Raw genomic sequence first — 18,196 nt, 5'->3', positions numbered from 1 at the left:
ACTTTGCGCCACACTGTGGCTCAGGAGTCATATCTGAGGGACAAGCGTCGCCGTACGGTCTCGACAGTATTCGATCCCGGAAAGGGTGATTTTCATGAAGATGGTTGTTCTGGCGAGCACCGCGCTCGCCCTCATCGCAGGCGCCGCCTCCGCTGCCGACCTGCCGCGCCGCGCCGCGCCGCCGCCCGTCTTCGTGCCACCTCCGGTGTTCACCTGGTCAGGCGTCTACATCGGGACGCACACCGCCTACACCTTCAACGATCGGAAGCGGATCACCACGACCGCCAACGAACCGCTCGCGGCAGGTTTGATCACGGCCGGTATCATCCCGAGCGTCGTTTCTCCGAGAACGAGAGACGATTTCGCGAATTTCGGCGGTGGTTTCGGTATCAATTACCAGCTGACGCCCGGCTCGGGCTTCGTTATCGGCGCGGCGATCGACGCCGATTGGACCGATCTTCGGCGGACCACTTTCGTCAACGGCACGCCGGTCGGGGCCATCGGCACCGTCAACGCCTACACGCAGCAGCTCGATTGGCTCGCGACGGCGAATGGCCGTATCGGCTATGCCTTCGACCGCCTCCTCGTCTACGGGACCGGCGGTGCTGCCATCGGTCATGTCCGTTACGGGCACAGCTTGTTCGTGGGCGGCGGTCTCATCGCCGACGGTGGCAACGGCGGCAATGAGGTCGGTTACAATTTCGGCGGCGGCATCGAGTATGCCATCCCGACCGACAGCTTCCTGAGCAACCTGAGCGTGCTGAAGCTGGTGGGTATCAATCTCGGGGGGACCACGACCCTTAAGGCCGAGTACATTCACTTCGATCTCGGCAGCAAGAACGTCAACGTGACGGACGCCTTCGGCGCCGGCCTCAGCGCCACATCGCGCTTCAGAACCGAAGGCAACATGGTTCGCGCTGGCTTCAGCTATAAGTTCCCGTAGTATTCCAGCTACTCGGTTCAAGGTATCGCGGGCGGGCACTCAGACGAGTGTCCGCCCTTTTTTCGACTGCTCTACGGCTGGCCGCCGAGACGCTGGCCGGGATCGGTAAGCTGGATCGTCCAGCTCTTCTGCTCGCCGGTATCGACCTCGATGAAACCATTGCGGTCGTAGCCTCGCGCGAGGCAGTCTTCGACGCCGCGGATGGTGAAGGCCGTGTCCTTCGTGCACATCATCGCGCGCCCACTCCACTCGCCGCCCCGCGTGAAGTCGACGGCGTAGACGTAGTAGAACCGGGCGGTCAGCGTGCCCTTGAGCAGCGTTCCGCAATCCTTCGGCTTCAAATCCCACCAGCCTTCGGTGACCCAGCCTTGCGGGTCGCGGTAGCCGAGCGTCACGCCGACCTTGCTGCCGGTGAGGTTGCACATGCGCAGATCGGCCGACGCTGGATCAACCGTAGACAGCCATCCCAGGGCCAGCATACCGGCCATGGCAAACCTGCGGCCCATCCGGCAGCCGCGGCGCCTTGGTGCCTCAGGCAAGGGCTCAGCCAACGAGGATGATGCGGCAATCGTTGACATTGGTGCGCGTCGGACCGGGCTGAACGAGGTCGCCGATCGTCGCAAAGAATCGCGTCGAATCGTTGTCTGCAAGCATCGCCGCAGGATCGAGCCCTTGCTCGCGTGCGCGGGCCAGGGTTGTTGAATCGATCAGGCCGCCGGCTGGGTCCGTCGCCTTGCCACGGCCGCCATCGGTGCCGTCCGTGTCGGCAGCGATTCCGGCAATGCCCTCTTCGCCGTCGAGGGCCAGCGCGAGGGCGAGCGCGTATTCCTGGTTCGGCCCTCCGTCTCCCTCGCCCCGGATCGTCACCGTAAGTTCGCCCCCGGAGATCAGTGCGACCTTGCGGCCCGACGCCTTCATCTCGCGCGCGAGCCGGGCATGGTCGGCGGCCACCTCGCGCGCCTCGCCTTCCAGATCGGAGCCCAGCATCACCGGCTCATAGCCGGCAGCCCGCGCGGCAGCCGCCGCCGCCTCGAGGGCGTCGATGGGGCGGGCGACGATGCGGTACTCGGACCGCGCAAAGGCCAGGTCGCCAGCCTTGGGCGTCTCGTTGCTCGGATCGGTGAGGAGAGCCCGCGCCGAATCCGGCAAGGGGATGCCGCGGCGCTCGCAGATAGCCAGCGCCTCGGCCAAAGTCGAGGGATCGGGCACGGTCGGACCGGAAGCGATCACCGAGGGGTCGTCATGCGGCACGTCGGAGATCGCGAGCGTCAAGATCCTGCGCGCCTTCTGCGCCGCGACGGCCAAGCGGCCGCCCTTGATCCGGGAGAGATGCTTGCGCACCGCGTTGATCTCGTTGATCGGCGCGCCGGAGCGCAGCAGCGCCTTGGTGATGCCCTGCTTCTCCTCGAGCGTCAGATTGCCGGCGGGCGCGATCCAGTTTGCCGAGCCTCCTCCCGACAGCAGCACCAACACCTCATCGTCGGGTCCAGCCAGCGACGCGATCCGAAGGGCTTCCCTCGTTGCCTCTATGCCAGCCGCGTCCGGCACGGGGTGACCGGCCTCAACCATGCGGATGCCGGGCGCGTCCTCGCCATAGCCGTGGCGCGCCACGGCGAGACCGAGGATGCGCTCTTCCGGAACGCCATGCTCCTGGCGATAGAACCGGCTCGCCATCGCAGCCATGCTGCCTCCCGCCTTGCCGGCGCCGAGGATGATCAGGCGGCCCGGTACCGGCGGCGGCAGGTGGCCGACCAGGCACTTGCGGGGATGTGCAGCCGCGATGCCGGCGTCGAGCAGGCTCCCGAGCAGCTCACGGATGGCGGGCGTGTCAGGGGAGGGGGCGGTCATGCAGGCGTCCTCGCAGCGGTTTCTTCAAAAACCTTTTCTGCTCGTGCCATGCCCGAGCCGCGCGGCCACGGCAAGATTTTGGCTCGACATTAGACGAGCACCGATCATGCATGGCTCCGGGACTACTGAATACGAGCTGCCGGCCCAGATAAGCCCCATGCCGACATCCGCCGCCCTCCGCACCGCCCCCGAATCCCTCGAACGTCCCGAGCATCCCGTCGAGATCATCCCTGGCAATCCGCAAGGCGGCCTGCTGCTCCTGTGCGACCACGCTTCGAACGCAGTGCCGGACGACCTCGGTCGCCTCGGCGTCGCCGAGCACGAATTCGCCCGCCACATCGCCTACGATATCGGCGCTGCGGCGGTAACACGACGGTTGGCCGATCTGCTCGGCGTGCCTGCCATCCTGACCATGTTCTCGCGGTTGGTGATCGACCCGAACCGTGGTCGCAAGGATCCGACCCTGGTCATGCGGCTCTCGGACGGAGCGATCGTTCCGGGCAATGCCCGGATCGACGCGGACGGCGTCGCTGAGCGCATCCGTCGCTTTTATGCGCCGTACGATCGAGCGATCGATGCAGCCGTCGCAGAGGCGGAGGCTGCCGGTGCACCACCGATGATCCTGACCATGCACAGCTTCACCCGCTACTGGCGAGGCATTGAGCGCCCCTGGCAGGTCGGTATCCTGTACGACCGTGACGAGCGCCTGAGCCGGCCGTTGATCCAGGGCCTGCGGGCCGATCCAGCCGGCCTTACCGTGGGCGACAACGCGCCCTACGGCGGAGGCCTGCCTGGCGACACTGTCGACCGACATGCGACGGCCCGCGGGCTTCCGAACGCACTCGTCGAGATCCGCCAGGATCTTCTGCTGAACGATGCCGGCATCGAGGAATGGGCCCAGCGCTTCGCCCGGCTGATGCAGCCGCTCATGACGAACGGTTGCTGACAGCCGCTGGTCTGGCTGGGCATAACATCGCGCCTCATCGGAAACGCGAGGCCCATCGGGGTTCACGCAAGCCGCATAACCGTGAAGCCGGCCTTCTCATAAGGCGCGAACCGCGGATGTTCGCGATGCGCTCCCGCACGATCAGCCTGTGAGCTTGGAATGGGAGCGAACTAGTGCCAGATCATGGTCATCATTGAGGTGCCGACATGGACGGAATTGACGCGAAAACGCAGACCGAACTCGAGGCTGCCGTCTTCAGACGACTGGTTGCACATCTGCGCGAGCGGCCAGATGCGCAAAACATCGATCTGATGAATCTCGCAGGCTTCTGCCGGAATTGTCTGTCGAATTGGCTGAAGGACGCTGCGGACGAGCGCGGCCTCACCATGAGCAAGGATCAAAGCCGCGAGCACGTCTACGGCATGCCTTACGAAGACTGGAAGCGGCTGCACCAAAGCGATGCAACTCCGGCACAGCGAGCCGCTTTTGCGAAAAGCCAGGGCGGCCATTGAGCCAGCTGCCCGTGCCTGATCGCGCGGAGGCCCGAATCGGTTTTTCCTTGCAGCCGCAGGGGATGATGAAGCACCATCGCGTTCTGCGCGTCGCGCCTGCTTGTGATTCGAACGTCTTGCGCCGCGAGCCGCGCTCCACGGTTTTGGACCGCCACCTGGCACATGTTCGGGTTGCGACCGTTTTGCTGTGTTCAGGGCCTTGGCAGGCGGCTTGCTAGGCTCTATACACCGCCCTCCACGAATTCACTCTTTTGAAGGAGTTCGGCCCATCGGCCGATTTCCGCTTGAGATGTCGTCCGGGAAACCGGGCGGCGATGGCCGGAAGGACTTCGGGGCAGATGCCTCGGAAGCCTCGTCCGGCCATGTCCTGTCCGAGACTGCAGGGGCCGGCTTGCCGGCTTAATCCTGAAAGCGCCTGCACAGACGGGGAAGACCGAGTTTTCGACACGCCTCGCCCATCGCGGTTCCCGCGAGTGGTAGGGCATCGGTTTGAACCATCTCGCCCATGCCGGCGTGCTTCCAGCACGGCGTCAGGGGACAGGGCCGTGAAGCGTCGTTCGGACGGTTCCGGCTTTTCGCCGAGACCGTTTCCGGGCGGCATGTTGCAACCGGCGGACCCTCCTCGAGGTTCCGCCAGAACCGGAGAGAGCCCAGGTGGACAGAACAGCAAAAGCTGATCTCGTCTCGACGCTCAACGGCGTGTTCAAAACGAACGCCGTCGTCGTCGTGGCCCACTACAAAGGCCTCACGGTCGCCGACATGCAGAAGCTGCGCTCGCAGATGAAGCAGGCCGGCGCCACCGTGAAGGTCGCCAAGAACCGCCTCGCCAACATCGCTCTCGATGGCACGGACGTCGCATCCATCAAGCCCCTCCTGAAGGGCCCGACCCTGCTCGCCTATTCGAGCGATCCGGTCGCGGCTGCGAAGGTTGCGGTGGATTTCGCCAAGGCCAACGACAAGCTCGTGATCCTCGGCGGCGCCATGGGAACGACTGCCCTGAACCCGGACGGTGTGAAGGCGCTCGCCTCGCTGCCGTCCCTCGACGAACTGCGCGCCAAGATCGTGGGCCTGGTCCAGGCTCCCGCGACCAAGATCGCCCAGGTTGTCAACGCACCGGCGGCCAAGCTCGCCCGCGTGTTCGGGGCCTATGCCACCAAGGACGAGGCTGCCTGAGGCAGTTGCCCTTTAAAATCAAACCGTTCAAACCGATCTATAAGGAAATCACACATGGCTGATCTCGCCAAGCTCGTCGACGACCTGTCCTCGCTGACTGTCCTCGAGGCCGCTGACCTCGCCAAGATGCTCGAAGAGAAGTGGGGCGTCTCCGCCGCTGCTGCCGTTGCCGTTGCTGCTGGCCCGGCTGCTGCTGGTGGTGGTGCTGCCGCTGCTGAAGAGCAGACCGAGTTCACGGTCGTTCTTGCCGCCGCTGGTGACAAGAAGATCGAGGTCATCAAGGAGGTCCGCGCGATCACCGGCCTCGGCCTCAAGGAAGCCAAGGACCTCGTCGAGGGCGCTCCGAAGCCGATCAAGGAAGGCGTTGCCAAGGACGAGGCCGAGAAGCTCAAGGCCGCTCTCGAGAAGGCCGGCGCCAAGGTCGAGCTCAAGTAAGAACCAGATGGGCCGGGTCCGGCCCATCGTTTCCGACCTCTTGCGACAGAGGCCGGCACCAGACGCCCGCGAGCCCGACCGGCTCGCGGGCTGACGCCGCTTCCGGCGGCCTGCGGATCGGGGCGGTTCCGCTGGCAGCAGAAGAACGAGATTGCAGTTCGAGTGAGGCGGTCCGGCGGGGCACGTCTCGCAGCCTGGAGCGGGAAGGGCACTTTCCCCGGGCACGTTTACGCGGGTAGGTGGAGCGAGATCACATGGCCAATACGCTGGTCGGTCGGAAGCGCATTCGCAAGTACTTCGGCAAGATCAAGGAAGTGGCAGAGATGCCGAACCTCATCGAGGTTCAGAAGGCGTCCTACGACCAGTTCCTGATGGTGGACGAACCCGAGGGCGGCCGCGGCGACGAGGGCCTGCAGAGCGTCTTCAAGTCGGTCTTCCCGATCTCCGACTTCTCGGCCACCGCGCTCCTCGAATTTGTACGCTACACCTTCGAGCAGCCGAAATACGACGTCGACGAGTGCCGTCAGCGCGGCATCACCTTCGCGGCCCCTCTCAAGGTGACGCTGCGCCTCATCGTGTTCGATGTCGATCCGGATACCGGCGCCAAGTCCGTCAAGGACATCAAGGAGCAGGACGTCTATATGGGCGACATGCCGCTCATGACGGACAACGGCACCTTCATCGTCAACGGCACCGAGCGCGTGATCGTCTCGCAGATGCACCGCTCGCCGGGCGTGTTCTTCGACCACGACAAGGGCAAGACCCATTCCTCGGGCAAGCTGCTCTTTGCCGCCCGCATCATCCCCTATCGCGGGTCCTGGCTCGACGTTGAGTTCGATGCCAAGGACATCGTCTATGTCCGCATCGATCGGAAGCGGAAGATCCCGGCGACCTCGCTGCTGTTCGCGCTGGGCCTCGACAGCGAAGAGATCCTTTCGACCTTCTACGACCGGGTGACCTACACCCGCGACAAGGCGGATTGGCGCGTTCCGTTCGACCCTGAGCGGCTGAAGGGCTTCAAGGCCACCGTCGACCTGATCGACGCGGATTCCGGCGAGGTCGTGCTCGAGGCCGGCAAGAAGATGAACGTGCGCAACGCGCGCCTCATCTCCGAGAAGGGCACCAAGTTCCTCAAGCAGACGAACGAGGACCTTGTCGGTCAGTACATCGCCGAAGATCTGGTCAACCTGAAGACGGGTGAGATCTACGCCGAAGCCGGCGACGAAATCTCCGAGAAGCTGCTCGAAGGTCTCGATGAGGTCGGCGTTCAGGAGCTCCCGGTTCTCGACATCGACCACGTCAATGTCGGTCCCTACATCCGCAACACGCTCGCGGTCGACAAGAACTCGGCGCGCGAGGGCGCGCTGTTCGACATCTACCGCGTCATGCGCCCTGGCGAGCCGCCGACTCTCGAAACGGCGGAAGCCATGTTCCACTCGCTGTTCTTCGACAGCGAGCGCTATGATCTGTCCGCCGTCGGCCGCGTGAAGATGAACATGCGTCTCGACCTCGATGCCGAAGACACGGTGCGTACCCTTCGCAAGGAGGACATGCTCGCGGTGGTCAAGGCTCTGGTCGACCTGCGCGACGGCAAGGGCGAGATCGACGACATCGACCACCTCGGCAACCGCCGCGTACGCTCGGTCGGCGAGCTCATGGAGAACCAGTACCGGCTGGGTCTGCTGCGCATGGAGCGCGCGATCAAGGAGCGCATGTCGTCCGTCGACATCGACACCGTGATGCCGCAGGACCTGATCAACGCGAAGCCGGCGGCCGCCGCCGTGCGCGAGTTCTTCGGCTCGTCGCAGCTCTCGCAGTTCATGGACCAGACCAACCCGCTCTCGGAGGTCACCCACAAGCGCCGTCTCTCGGCGCTTGGCCCGGGCGGTCTGACCCGCGAGCGCGCGGGCTTCGAGGTCCGCGACGTGCACCCGACCCACTATGGCCGCATCTGCCCGATCGAGACGCCGGAAGGCCCGAATATCGGCCTGATCAACTCGCTCGCAACCTTTGCGCGCGTGAACAAGTACGGCTTCATCGAGACGCCCTTCCGCAAGGTGAAGGACGGCGTGGTGACGAACGAGGTCTCGTACCTCTCTGCGATGGAAGAGGCGAAGTACCACGTCGCCCAGGCCAACGCGCAGATGGACGCGAACCGCAAGCTCACCGAGGATCTCGTGGTTTGCCGCCGCGCCGGCGAGGTGATGGTGGTCACGCCCGACCGCGTCGACCTCATGGACGTGTCGCCGAAACAGCTCGTTTCGGTCGCAGCCGCGCTGATTCCGTTCCTGGAGAACGACGACGCCAACCGCGCGCTGATGGGCTCCAACATGCAGCGCCAAGCGGTGCCGCTCGTTCGTTCGGATGCGCCGTTCGTTGGCACGGGCATGGAGGCTGTGGTCGCCCGCGATTCCGGCGCCGCCATCGCTGCGCGCCGCTCGGGCATCGTCGATCAGGTGGACGCCACCCGTATCGTCATTCGCGCCACGGAGGAGGCCGACGCCACCAAGCCCGGCGTCGACATCTATCGCCTGCAGAAGTTCCAGCGCTCCAACCAGTCGACCTGCATCACGCAGAAGCCGCTGGTTCGCGTCGGTGAGCCGGTGAAGAAGGGTGAGATCATCGCCGATGGTCCCTCGACCGAGTTCGGTGAGCTTGCGCTCGGCCGGAACGTGCTCGTCGCGTTCATGCCGTGGAACGGCTACAATTTCGAGGACTCGATCCTGCTCTCCGAGCGGATCGTGAAGGATGACGTGTTCACCTCGATCCACATCGAGGAATTCGAGGTGATGGCCCGAGATACCAAGCTCGGTCCGGAGGAGATCACCCGCGACATCCCGAACGTTTCGGAAGAGGCCCTCAAGAACCTCGACGAAGCCGGTATCGTCTATATCGGCGCCGAGGTGCACGCCGGCGATATCCTCTGCGGCAAGATCACACCGAAGGGCGAGAGCCCGATGACCCCGGAGGAGAAGCTCCTCCGTGCCATCTTCGGCGAGAAGGCCTCGGACGTGCGCGACACCTCGCTCCGGGTTCCCCCGGGCGTGACCGGCACGATCGTCGAAGTCCGGGTGTTCAACCGCCACGGCGTGGACAAGGACGAGCGCGCTCAGGCGATCGAGCGCGAGGAGATCGAGCGTCTCGCGAAGGACCGCGATGACGAGCAGACCATCCTCGACCGCAACACCTATGCTCGCCTTGCCGACGTCCTGATCGGCCAGTCGCCGATCGCCGGTCCGAAGGGCTTCAAGAAGGATACCAAGCTGACCCGCGAGGAGATCAGCGAGTATCCGCGTTCGCAATGGTGGCAGTTCGCTGTCGTCGAGGACCGTCTAATGACGGAAATCGAGGCCATGCAGAAGCAGTACGACGAGTCGAAGAAGCGCCTCGAACAGCGCTTCCTTGATAAGGTCGAGAAGCTGCAGCGCGGTGACGAGCTTCCTCCTGGCGTCATGAAGATGGTCAAGGTCTTCGTGGCGGTGAAGCGCAAGATCCAGCCCGGCGACAAGATGGCTGGCCGCCATGGCAACAAGGGCGTTGTTTCGCGGATCGTGCCGATCGAGGACATGCCGTTCCTGGAAGACGGGACCCATGCCGACATCGTGCTGAACCCGCTCGGCGTGCCCTCGCGCATGAACGTCGGCCAGATCCTCGAGACCCATCTCGGTTGGGCTGCTGCCGGTCTCGGCCGCAAGGTGGCCAAGGCGGTGGATGCCTACATCAAGAACCAGGACATCAAGCCGCTGCGCGCGGAGATGGAGGCGATCTACTCGCCGTCCGAGCTGGAAGGCTTGTCCGATGAGGAGCTGGCCCAGGCCGGCAACAACGTCCGCCGCGGCGTGCCGATGGCGACTCCGGTCTTCAACGGCGCGAAGGAAGCCGACATCGAGCAGATGCTGGAGATGGCCGGTCTCGACCGGTCGGCCCAGTCGACGCTCTATGACGGGCGCACCGGCGAGCCCTTCGACCGCAAGGTGACGATGGGCTACATCTACATGCTCAAGCTTCACCATCTCGTGGACGACAAGATCCACGCGCGTTCGATCGGCCCGTACTCCCTCGTCACCCAGCAGCCGCTGGGCGGCAAGGCGCAGTTCGGTGGTCAGCGCTTCGGCGAGATGGAGGTCTGGGCACTGGAGGCCTACGGCGCGGCTTACACGCTGCAGGAGATGCTCACGGTGAAGTCGGACGACGTGGCCGGCCGCACCAAGGTCTACGAGGCGATCGTCCGCGGCGACGACACCTTCGAGGCCGGTATCCCTGAGTCCTTCAACGTGCTCGTCAAGGAAATGCGGTCGCTCGGTCTCAACGTGGAGCTCACCTCCACCAAGAAGACCGCGAACGATCAACTCGAGCCGCCGGCCGAGGCGGCCGAGTAAGGCAGGGACGACAGCTCCCGTGCCGGGTCTTCGGAGCCGGCACGGTTCGAGCGGGGAGGGGTGGTACCTCCCGGGAGACCAGGCCAGCGGCGTCCCGACGGACGCGGCGCCTTTTGGATTTCAGTCGTGACACCCAGGCGCGGGGTCTCACGCGAACAAGGAGCGGATCATGAACCAAGAGGTCATGAACCTTTTCAACCAGCAGTCCCAGCCGCAAAGCTTCGACCAGATCAAGATCTCGATCTCATCGCCCGAAAAGATCCTCTCGTGGTCGTTCGGTGAGATCAAGAAGCCCGAAACGATCAACTACCGGACCTTCAAGCCTGAGCGCGACGGCCTGTTCTGCGCGCGCATCTTTGGACCCATCAAGGACTACGAGTGCTTGTGCGGCAAGTACAAGCGCATGAAGTACAAGGGCGTCATCTGTGAGAAGTGCGGCGTCGAGGTCACCCTGGCGCGCGTCCGTCGCGACCGCATGGGCCATATCGAGCTCGCTGCCCCCGTCGCCCATATCTGGTTCCTGAAGTCGCTGCCCTCGCGCATCGGCCTCCTGCTCGACATGGCCCTCAAGGACCTCGAGCGGATCCTGTACTTCGAGTCCTACTGCGTCATCGAGCCTGGCCTCACTCCGCTCAAGGAGCGTCAGCTTCTGACGGAGGAGGAGTACCTGCGCGCGCAGGAGGAATACGGCGAGGATTCGTTCACGGCGATGATCGGCGCCGAGGCGATCCGTCGGATTCTGCAGGAGCTCGACCTCGAAGGCATCGCGACCTCGCTCAAGGAAGAGATCGCGACGACCACCTCCGAGCTGAAGCCCAAGAAGCTGATGAAGCGTCTCAAGATCATTGAGGCGTTCCAGCAGTCCGGCAACAAGCCCGAGTGGATGATCCTGACGGTCGTTCCCGTCATCCCGCCGGACCTGCGCCCGCTGGTTCCGCTGGATGGCGGACGCTTCGCCACGTCGGATCTGAACGACCTCTATCGCCGCGTCATCAACCGCAACAACCGCCTCAAGCGGCTGATCGAGCTGCGCGCGCCCGACATCATCATCCGCAACGAGAAGCGCATGCTTCAGGAGGCCGTCGACGCCTTGTTCGACAACGGTCGCCGTGGCCGCGTCATCACGGGTGCCAACAAGCGCCCGCTGAAGTCGCTCGCCGACATGCTGAAGGGCAAGCAGGGCCGCTTCCGCCAGAACCTCCTCGGCAAGCGCGTCGACTACTCCGGCCGTTCGGTCATCGTGGTCGGCCCGGAGCTCAAGCTGCACCAGTGCGGCCTGCCGAAGAAGATGGCGCTCGAGCTGTTCAAGCCGTTCATCTACGCGCGCCTCGACGCCAAGGGTTTCTCAGCCACCGTCAAGCAGGCGAAGAAACTCGTCGAGAAGGAGAAGCCCGAGGTCTGGGATATCCTGGACGAGGTCATTCGCGAGCATCCCGTGATGCTCAACCGCGCACCGACCCTGCACCGCCTCGGCATCCAGGCCTTCGAGCCGAAGCTGATCGAGGGCAAGGCGATCCAGCTGCACCCGCTGGTCTGCGCCGCGTTCAACGCCGACTTCGACGGCGACCAGATGGCCGTGCACGTCCCGCTGTCGCTCGAGGCGCAGCTGGAAGCGCGTGTCCTCATGATGTCGACGAACAACATCCTGCACCCGGCCAATGGTCAGCCGATCATCGTGCCCTCGCAGGACATCGTTCTCGGCCTCTACTACCTCTCCATTGTCGGTGAGGGCTTGGTCGGCGCGTATCAGCCCGACAACAAGCAGAATCCGATGCAGGGTGTGTTCGGCGACATCGGTGAGCTGGAGCATGCGCTCGCGGCCGGAACCGTGAAGCTGCACTCGAAGATCAAGTGGCGCTGGTCGGGCATCGGCCCGGACGGTGAACCGCTGACCAAGATCTACGACACCACTCCGGGCCGCGTGATCCTCTCGGGTGCGCTGCCGAAGCACGCCAAGGTGCCCTTCGACGTCGTCAACAAGCTGATGACCAAGAAGGAGATCTCGGGGATGATCGACACCGTCTACCGCCACTGCGGTCAGAAGGAGTCGGTGATCTTCTGCGATCGCATCATGGCGCTCGGCTTCACCCACGCGTTCAAGGCGGGCATCTCGTTCGGTAAGGACGACATGGTCATCCCCGAGAACAAGTGGTCGATCGTCGATACGACCCGCGCGCTCGTGAAGGATTATGAGCAGCAGTACAATGACGGCCTGATCACCCAGGGTGAGAAGTACAACAAGGTCGTCGATGCCTGGGCGAAGTGCTCGGACAAGCTTGCCCAGGAGATGATGGGCCGCATCTCGTCCGTGCAGAAGGACGAGCACGGCGCCGACAAGCAGGTCAACTCGATCTACATGATGAGCCACTCCGGTGCCCGTGGTTCGCCGGCGCAGATGAAGCAGCTCGCGGCGATGCGCGGCCTCATGGCCAAGCCTTCGGGCGAGATCATCGAGACCCCGATCATCTCGAACTTCAAGGAAGGCCTCGACGTTCTCGAGTACTTCAACTCCACCCACGGTGCCCGTAAGGGCCTCGCGGACACGGCGTTGAAGACCGCGAACTCAGGGTACCTGACCCGTCGTCTCGTCGACGTGGCGCAGGACGCCGTCATCCGCGAAACGGATTGCGGCACCACCAACGGCATCAAGATGCGCGCCATCATTGATGCGGGTCAGGTCGTGGCTCCGCTGGCGAGCCGCATCCTCGGCCGCGCTGCCGCCGAAGAACTGACGGCTCAGGACGGTAGTGTCATCGTCTCGGCTGGCGAGACCATCGAAGAGAAGCACCTGCCAGCAATCACCGCCGCCGGCATCCAGGAGGTCAAGATCCGCTCGGTTCTGGTCTGCCAGACCAAGAGCGGTGTCTGCGCCACCTGCTACGGGCGCGACCTCGCCCGCGGCACGCCCGTCAATATGGGCGAGGCCGTCGGCGTCATCGCGGCGCAGTCGATCGGCGAGCCGGGCACCCAGCTCACCATGCGTACCTTCCACATCGGCGGCGCGGCGCAGATCGCGGATTCGTCCTTCATCGAATCAAGCTTCGAGGGCACGATCGCGATCCGCAATCGCTCGGTCGCGAAGAACTCCGACGGCGACCTCATCGCTACCGGCCGCAACGTGGCCGTGGTGATCGTGGGAGCCGACGGGACCGATCGCGCGGTTCACCGTCTTCAGTACGGTGCCAAGTTGCGTGTCGACGAAGGTGATAAGATCAAGCGCGGGCAGCGGATCGCCGAATGGGATCCCTACACCCGTCCGATCGTCTCCGAAGTCGACGGTATCGTTGCCTATGAGGACCTCTACGACGGTCAGTCGATCACTGAGACCACCGACGAGTCGACCGGCATCTCGAAGCGCGTCGTCATCGACTGGCGCGGTTCGGCACGCACCTCCGACCTCAAGCCGGCGATGGTCATCGTCGACTCGGAGGGCAAGCCCGTGAAGCTGCCGCGCGGCTCCGAGGCTCGCTACCTCCTGCCGGTCGAGGCCATCATCGGCGTCGATCCCGACACCAAGATCAAGGCCGGCGACATCCTGGCCCGCGTCTCGTCGGAATCGGCCAAGACCCGCGACATCACCGGCGGTCTGCCGCGGGTGGCGGAGCTGTTCGAGGCGCGTCGTCCGAAGGATGCTGCGATCATCGCCGAAAAGTCCGGCACGATTGCTTTCGGGCGCGACTACAAGAACAAGCGCCGCCTGTCGCTGACGCCGCATGACGGTTCGGAGACGGTCGAGTACCTGATCCCGAAGGGCAAGCACATTCACCTGCAGGACGGGGACGTGGTCGAGCTTGGCGACTACATCGTCGACGGCAACCCGGCGCCGCACGACATCCTGGCGATCAAGGGCGTGGAGGAGCTCGCTGCCTACCTCGTCAACGAGATCCAGGAGGTCTACCGGCTCCAGGGCGTGCTCATCAACGACAAGCACATCGAGGTGATCGTCCGTCAGATGCTGCAGAAGGTGGAGATCACCGACGGCGGCGACTCCGACATCATCCCGGGCGACCAGATCGACCGGACCGAGTTGGCGGAGTTCAACGAGAAGCTTCTCGCCGAGGGCAAGAAGCCGATCCAGGGCGTGCCGGTTCTGCTCGGCATCACGAAGGCGTCGCTGCAGACGAAGTCGTTCATCTCGGCGGCCTCGTTCCAGGAGACCACCCGCGTCCTCACCGAGGCGGCGGTCAACGGCAAGGTCGATACGCTGGAAGGCCTGAAGGAGAACGTGATCGTCGGCTCGCTCATCCCGGCGGGCACGGGTTCGCTGGTGGCCGACATCAAGTCGATCGCTCGCCGCCGCGACGGCCTGATCCTGAAGCAGCGTGCAGACGAACATGCCGCGCGTAATCCGGCTTCGGTCGGAGAGCTGCCACCAGCCGCCGCCGAGTAAGCGGCGCCTGCAATAAATCTGATGAAGGGCGGCCTGCGGGCCGCCCTTTTTCGTTCCGCCTCTTCCGGGCGATGACCCCAACGCATGAGATACGCTAAGTCCCGGTGCTCTCGCGAAGAATGTGTTGCCGGGCCGTTGACGTGTACCGAATCCCCGCGTACAGACGCGTCACTTCGGTTGGCCAAGAGTCTCCGACGGTGCGAAGCATTGCTTCAAATGACCGTCGCCGGGCCGAAGCCGAGGCTCACATAACCTGACTTCTGTCAGATCCGTGGGTACGAACGCGCCCTCATACGGCGTGATCCTCTGCCTCAAATGCGCCAAAGGCCGCTATCGGCCTATGGCGTTATTCGTTTTGCCGTTGGCTCCCTTGGGGGCCGAGAGTTCGATGATCAGGGGCGCCACCGAGCGACCCAAGGGATGAGGGCAGAGAATGCCGACGATCAACCAGCTGATCGCCCAGCCGCGTAAGGCCCAAAAGGCCCGCAACAAGGTGCCGGCGCTCGATGCGTGCCCGCAGAAGCGTGGCGTTTGCACCCGCGTCTACACCACGACCCCGAAGAAGCCGAACTCGGCGCTTCGTAAGGTTGCCAAGGTCCGTCTCACCAATGGCTTCGAGGTGATCGGCTACATCCCGGGCGAGGGCCACAACCTTCAGGAGCACTCCGTGGTGATGATCCGCGGCGGTCGCGTGAAGGACCTTCCGGGCGTGCGCTACCACATCCTGCGCGGCGTGCTCGATACGCAGGGCGTCAAGAACCGCAAGCAGCGTCGTTCGAAGTACGGTGCAAAGCGTCCGAAGTAAGCTTCGGCGCGACCACGTTTTTCCACGGCCTCGTAAGGATGTCGCCGGCTCACGAGCTAAGGCGGCCTGCGCGGGGCGCTTAAGACGATTTTACGAATACAAGGCTCAACCCAATGTCTCGTCGTCACTCTGCCGAGAAGCGCGAAATCATCCCGGACGCCAAGTACGGCGACGTCGTGCTCACCAAGTTCATGAATTCGATCATGTACGAGGGCAAGAAGTCGGTTGCTGAGAGCATCGTCTACGGCGCCTTCGAGATCGTCGAGAACCGCGCCCGCGCCAACCCGATCGAAGTGTTCCGCGCTGCGCTCGAGAACGTCGCCCCGGCGATCGAGGTCCGGTCCCGCCGCGTCGGCGGCGCGACCTATCAGGTTCCCGTGGAAGTGCGGGCCGAGCGTCGCCAGGCGCTGGCCATCCGTTGGCTGATCCAGGCTGCTCGCGGCCGCAACGACCGCACCATGGTCGAGCGTCTGTCTGCTGAGCTGCTCGATGCCGCCAACAATCGCGGCAACGCCGTCAAGAAGCGCGAAGACACGCACCGGATGGCGGAAGCCAACCGCGCCTTCTCGCACTACCGCTGGTAAGCGGCCACCCTTCGCCGATTTCGCACCTTCTTCGGAGAGACCCCGATGGCCCGCAGCCACAAGATCGAGGACTACCGTAACTTCGGCATCATGGCTCACATCGATGCCGGCAAGACGACGACGACCGAGCGCGTCCTCTACTACACCGGAAAGTCCCACAAGATCGGCGAAGTCCATGAGGGCGCCGCGACGATGGACTGGATGGCGCAGGAGCAGGAGCGCGGCATCACCATCACGTCTGCCGCGACGACGTGCTTCTGGCGCGAGAAGCGTCTGAACATCATCGACACCCCCGGTCACGTCGACTTCACCATCGAGGTCGAGCGTTCGCTGCGCGTCCTAGACGGTGCTGTGTGCGTGCTCGACGGCAACCAGGGCGTCGAGCCCCAGACCGAGACCGTCTGGCGCCAGGCCGACAAGTACGACGTGCCGCGCGTCGTGTTCGTCAACAAGATGGACAAGATTGGCGCCGACTTCTTCAAATGCGTCGACGACATCGTCAAGCGCGTCGCCGGCAAGCCGGTTTGCCTTCAGCTGCCGATTGGCGCCGAGAACAACTTCAAGGGCGTCATCGACCTCATCAAGATGAAGGCGATCGTCTGGTCGGGTGAAGCGCTCGGCGCGAACTTCGAAGAGCAAGAGATCCCGGCCGAACTCGCCGATCAGTCCGCCGAGTACCGCACCAAGCTGATCGAAGCTTGCGTCGAACTCGATGACGACGCGATGGCTGCCTACCTCGACGGCGTCGAGCCGGATGCCGACACGCTGCGCAAGCTCGTGCGTCGCGCTGTGCAGCTTCGCGCCTTCCATCCGGTGCTCTGCGGCTCGGCGTTCAAGAACAAGGGCGTCCAGCCGCTCCTCGACGCCGTCGTCGATTACCTGCCTTCGCCGGTGGATCGCGGCGCCGTCAGCGGCATCGACTTCAAGACCGAGGAAGAGACCACCCGTCAGCCGACGGACGAGGATCCCTTCTCCATGCTCGCCTTCAAGATCATGGACGATCCCCACGTCGGCACGATCACCTTCTGCCGCGTCTACTCGGGCAAGGTCGAGACCGGCTCGAACGTGCTGAACTCCTCGCGCGACAAGAGAGAGCGTGTTGGCCGCATGTTGCTCATGCACGCCAACAACCGTGAGGACATCAAGGAGGCTTTCGCCGGCGACATCGTCGCCCTGGCTGGTCTTAAGGATACTCGCACCGGCGATACGCTGTGCGACCCGTCCAAGGCTGTGATCCTCGAGAAGATGGAGTTCCCGGAGCCCGTCATCGAGATCGCCGTCGAGCCGAAGTCGAAGGCCGACCAGGAGAAGCTCGGCATCGCGCTCTCGAAACTCGCTGCCGAGGATCCGTCGTTCCGCGTTTCGACCGATCAGGAATCGGGCCAGACCATCCTTCGCGGGATGGGCGAGCTCCACCTCGACATCAAGGTCGACATCCTCAAGCGTACCTACAAGGTTGAGGCCAATATCGGCCAGCCGCAGGTCGCCTATCGCGAGAAGCTGACCCGCCGTCAGGAGATCGATTACACGCACAAGAAGCAGACCGGCGGTACCGGTCAGTTTGCCCGCGTGAAGTTCGTCGTCGAGCCGAACGAGCCGGGTGCCGGCTTCCAGTTCGAGTCCAAGATCGTCGGCGGTGCGGTGCCGAAGGAGTACATCCCCGGCGTCGAGAAGGGGCTGAACTCGGTCCTCAGTGCCGGCGTGCTTGCCGGCTTCCCGGTGGTCGACATCAAGGTGGAGCTGGTGGACGGTGCCTACCACGACGTCGACTCGTCGGCCCTCGCCTTCGAAATCGCGTCCCGCGCTGCTCTGCGCGAGGCGCTTCAGAAGGGCGGCTCGGTTCTGCTCGAGCCGGTCATGAAGGTCGAGGTGGTTTCTCCCGAGGAATACACCGGCTCGGTCATCGGCGACCTGAACTCGCGTCGCGGCCAGATCCAGGGCCAAGACATGCGCGGCAACGCCAACGTCATCAACGCGATGGTGCCGCTCGCAAACATGTTCGGCTACGTGAACCAGCTGCGTTCCTTCTCACAGGGCCGCGCCAGCTTCACGATGCAGTTCGATCACTACGAAGAGGTGCCGCGCGGCGAGGCCGACAAGGTCATCGCCAAGTACGCCTAACGCTCGGCGTACCCACTCCTCTTTCGTCCCACCCATTCTTAGATCTTTACGGAGGCTTCC

The 18,196-nt window shown here is 64.1% G+C and carries 12 protein-coding genes; 10 read left to right on the top strand and 2 right to left on the bottom strand.

The window, feature by feature from the left end; genetic code table 11:
- The first annotated feature begins 94 nt into the window (after positions 1-94).
- Positions 95-943 (top strand): outer membrane protein, encoded by an 849-nt coding sequence (locus MGN01_RS15870; protein WP_147047806.1) that lies wholly within the window; start codon positions 95-97, stop codon positions 941-943.
- 71 nt (positions 944-1,014) lie between these two features.
- On the opposite strand, the gene MGN01_RS15865 is transcribed toward MGN01_RS15870, so the two are convergent.
- Entirely contained in the window at positions 1,015-1,431 is a 417-nt protein-coding gene (locus tag MGN01_RS15865) for a DUF1036 domain-containing protein (RefSeq protein WP_306437195.1), read from the bottom strand.
- 55 nt (positions 1,432-1,486) lie between these two features.
- The gene (locus tag MGN01_RS15860; RefSeq protein ID WP_147047804.1) at positions 1,487-2,791 is read right to left on the bottom strand and encodes a glycerate kinase type-2 family protein; all 1,305 of its coding nucleotides are present in this window, start codon (positions 2,789-2,791) and stop codon (positions 1,487-1,489) included.
- Positions 2,792-2,948: 157 nt separating this feature from the next.
- Between MGN01_RS15860 and MGN01_RS15855 the strand changes: the two genes are divergently transcribed.
- The 9 genes from MGN01_RS15855 to fusA all read left to right on the top strand — a co-directional run bounded on the left by MGN01_RS15855 (position 2,949) and on the right by fusA (position 18,136).
- Positions 2,949-3,737, top strand: a complete 789-nt coding sequence (locus MGN01_RS15855; protein ID WP_147047803.1) for an N-formylglutamate amidohydrolase — start codon at positions 2,949-2,951, stop codon at positions 3,735-3,737.
- Positions 3,738-3,943: 206 nt separating this feature from the next.
- Complete coding sequence (locus MGN01_RS15850; protein WP_147047802.1) at positions 3,944-4,249, top strand: DUF1244 domain-containing protein; 306 nt, start codon at positions 3,944-3,946, stop codon at positions 4,247-4,249.
- Between the two features lie 654 nt (positions 4,250-4,903).
- Positions 4,904-5,422: a 50S ribosomal protein L10 gene (gene rplJ, locus MGN01_RS15845; RefSeq protein ID WP_147047801.1), complete on the top strand. Its 519-nt coding sequence runs from the start codon at positions 4,904-4,906 to the stop codon at positions 5,420-5,422.
- A gap of 54 nt (positions 5,423-5,476) precedes the next feature.
- Positions 5,477-5,857, top strand: coding sequence for a 50S ribosomal protein L7/L12 (gene rplL / locus MGN01_RS15840; protein WP_147047800.1), 381 nt, complete (start codon positions 5,477-5,479; stop codon positions 5,855-5,857).
- Positions 5,858-6,111: 254 nt separating this feature from the next.
- Entirely contained in the window at positions 6,112-10,236 is a 4,125-nt protein-coding gene (gene rpoB, locus MGN01_RS15835) for a DNA-directed RNA polymerase subunit beta (RefSeq protein WP_147047799.1), read from the top strand.
- A 169-nt stretch (positions 10,237-10,405) separates the two neighbouring features.
- Positions 10,406-14,626 carry a DNA-directed RNA polymerase subunit beta' gene (gene rpoC, locus MGN01_RS15830; RefSeq protein ID WP_147047798.1) on the top strand — a complete coding sequence of 1,407 codons (4,221 nt, stop codon included), beginning with the start codon at positions 10,406-10,408 and terminating at the stop codon, positions 14,624-14,626.
- 433 nt (positions 14,627-15,059) lie between these two features.
- Positions 15,060-15,431: a 30S ribosomal protein S12 gene (gene rpsL, locus MGN01_RS15825; protein WP_109895591.1), complete on the top strand. Its 372-nt coding sequence runs from the start codon at positions 15,060-15,062 to the stop codon at positions 15,429-15,431.
- Positions 15,432-15,544: 113 nt separating this feature from the next.
- The gene (gene rpsG, locus MGN01_RS15820; RefSeq protein ID WP_147047797.1) at positions 15,545-16,015 is read left to right on the top strand and encodes a 30S ribosomal protein S7; all 471 of its coding nucleotides are present in this window, start codon (positions 15,545-15,547) and stop codon (positions 16,013-16,015) included.
- 45 nt (positions 16,016-16,060) lie between these two features.
- On the top strand, positions 16,061-18,136 hold the full coding sequence (gene fusA / locus MGN01_RS15815) for an elongation factor G (RefSeq protein WP_147047796.1): 2,076 nt from the start codon (positions 16,061-16,063) through the stop codon (positions 18,134-18,136).
- Positions 18,137-18,196: the final 60 nt, after the last annotated feature.

This window comes from Methylobacterium gnaphalii (genome assembly GCF_007992215.1).
GTDB lineage: Bacteria > Pseudomonadota > Alphaproteobacteria > Rhizobiales > Beijerinckiaceae > Methylobacterium > Methylobacterium gnaphalii.
The sequence above is the reverse complement of the archived record's forward strand: the minus strand, read 5'-3'. Positions and strand labels throughout refer to the sequence as shown.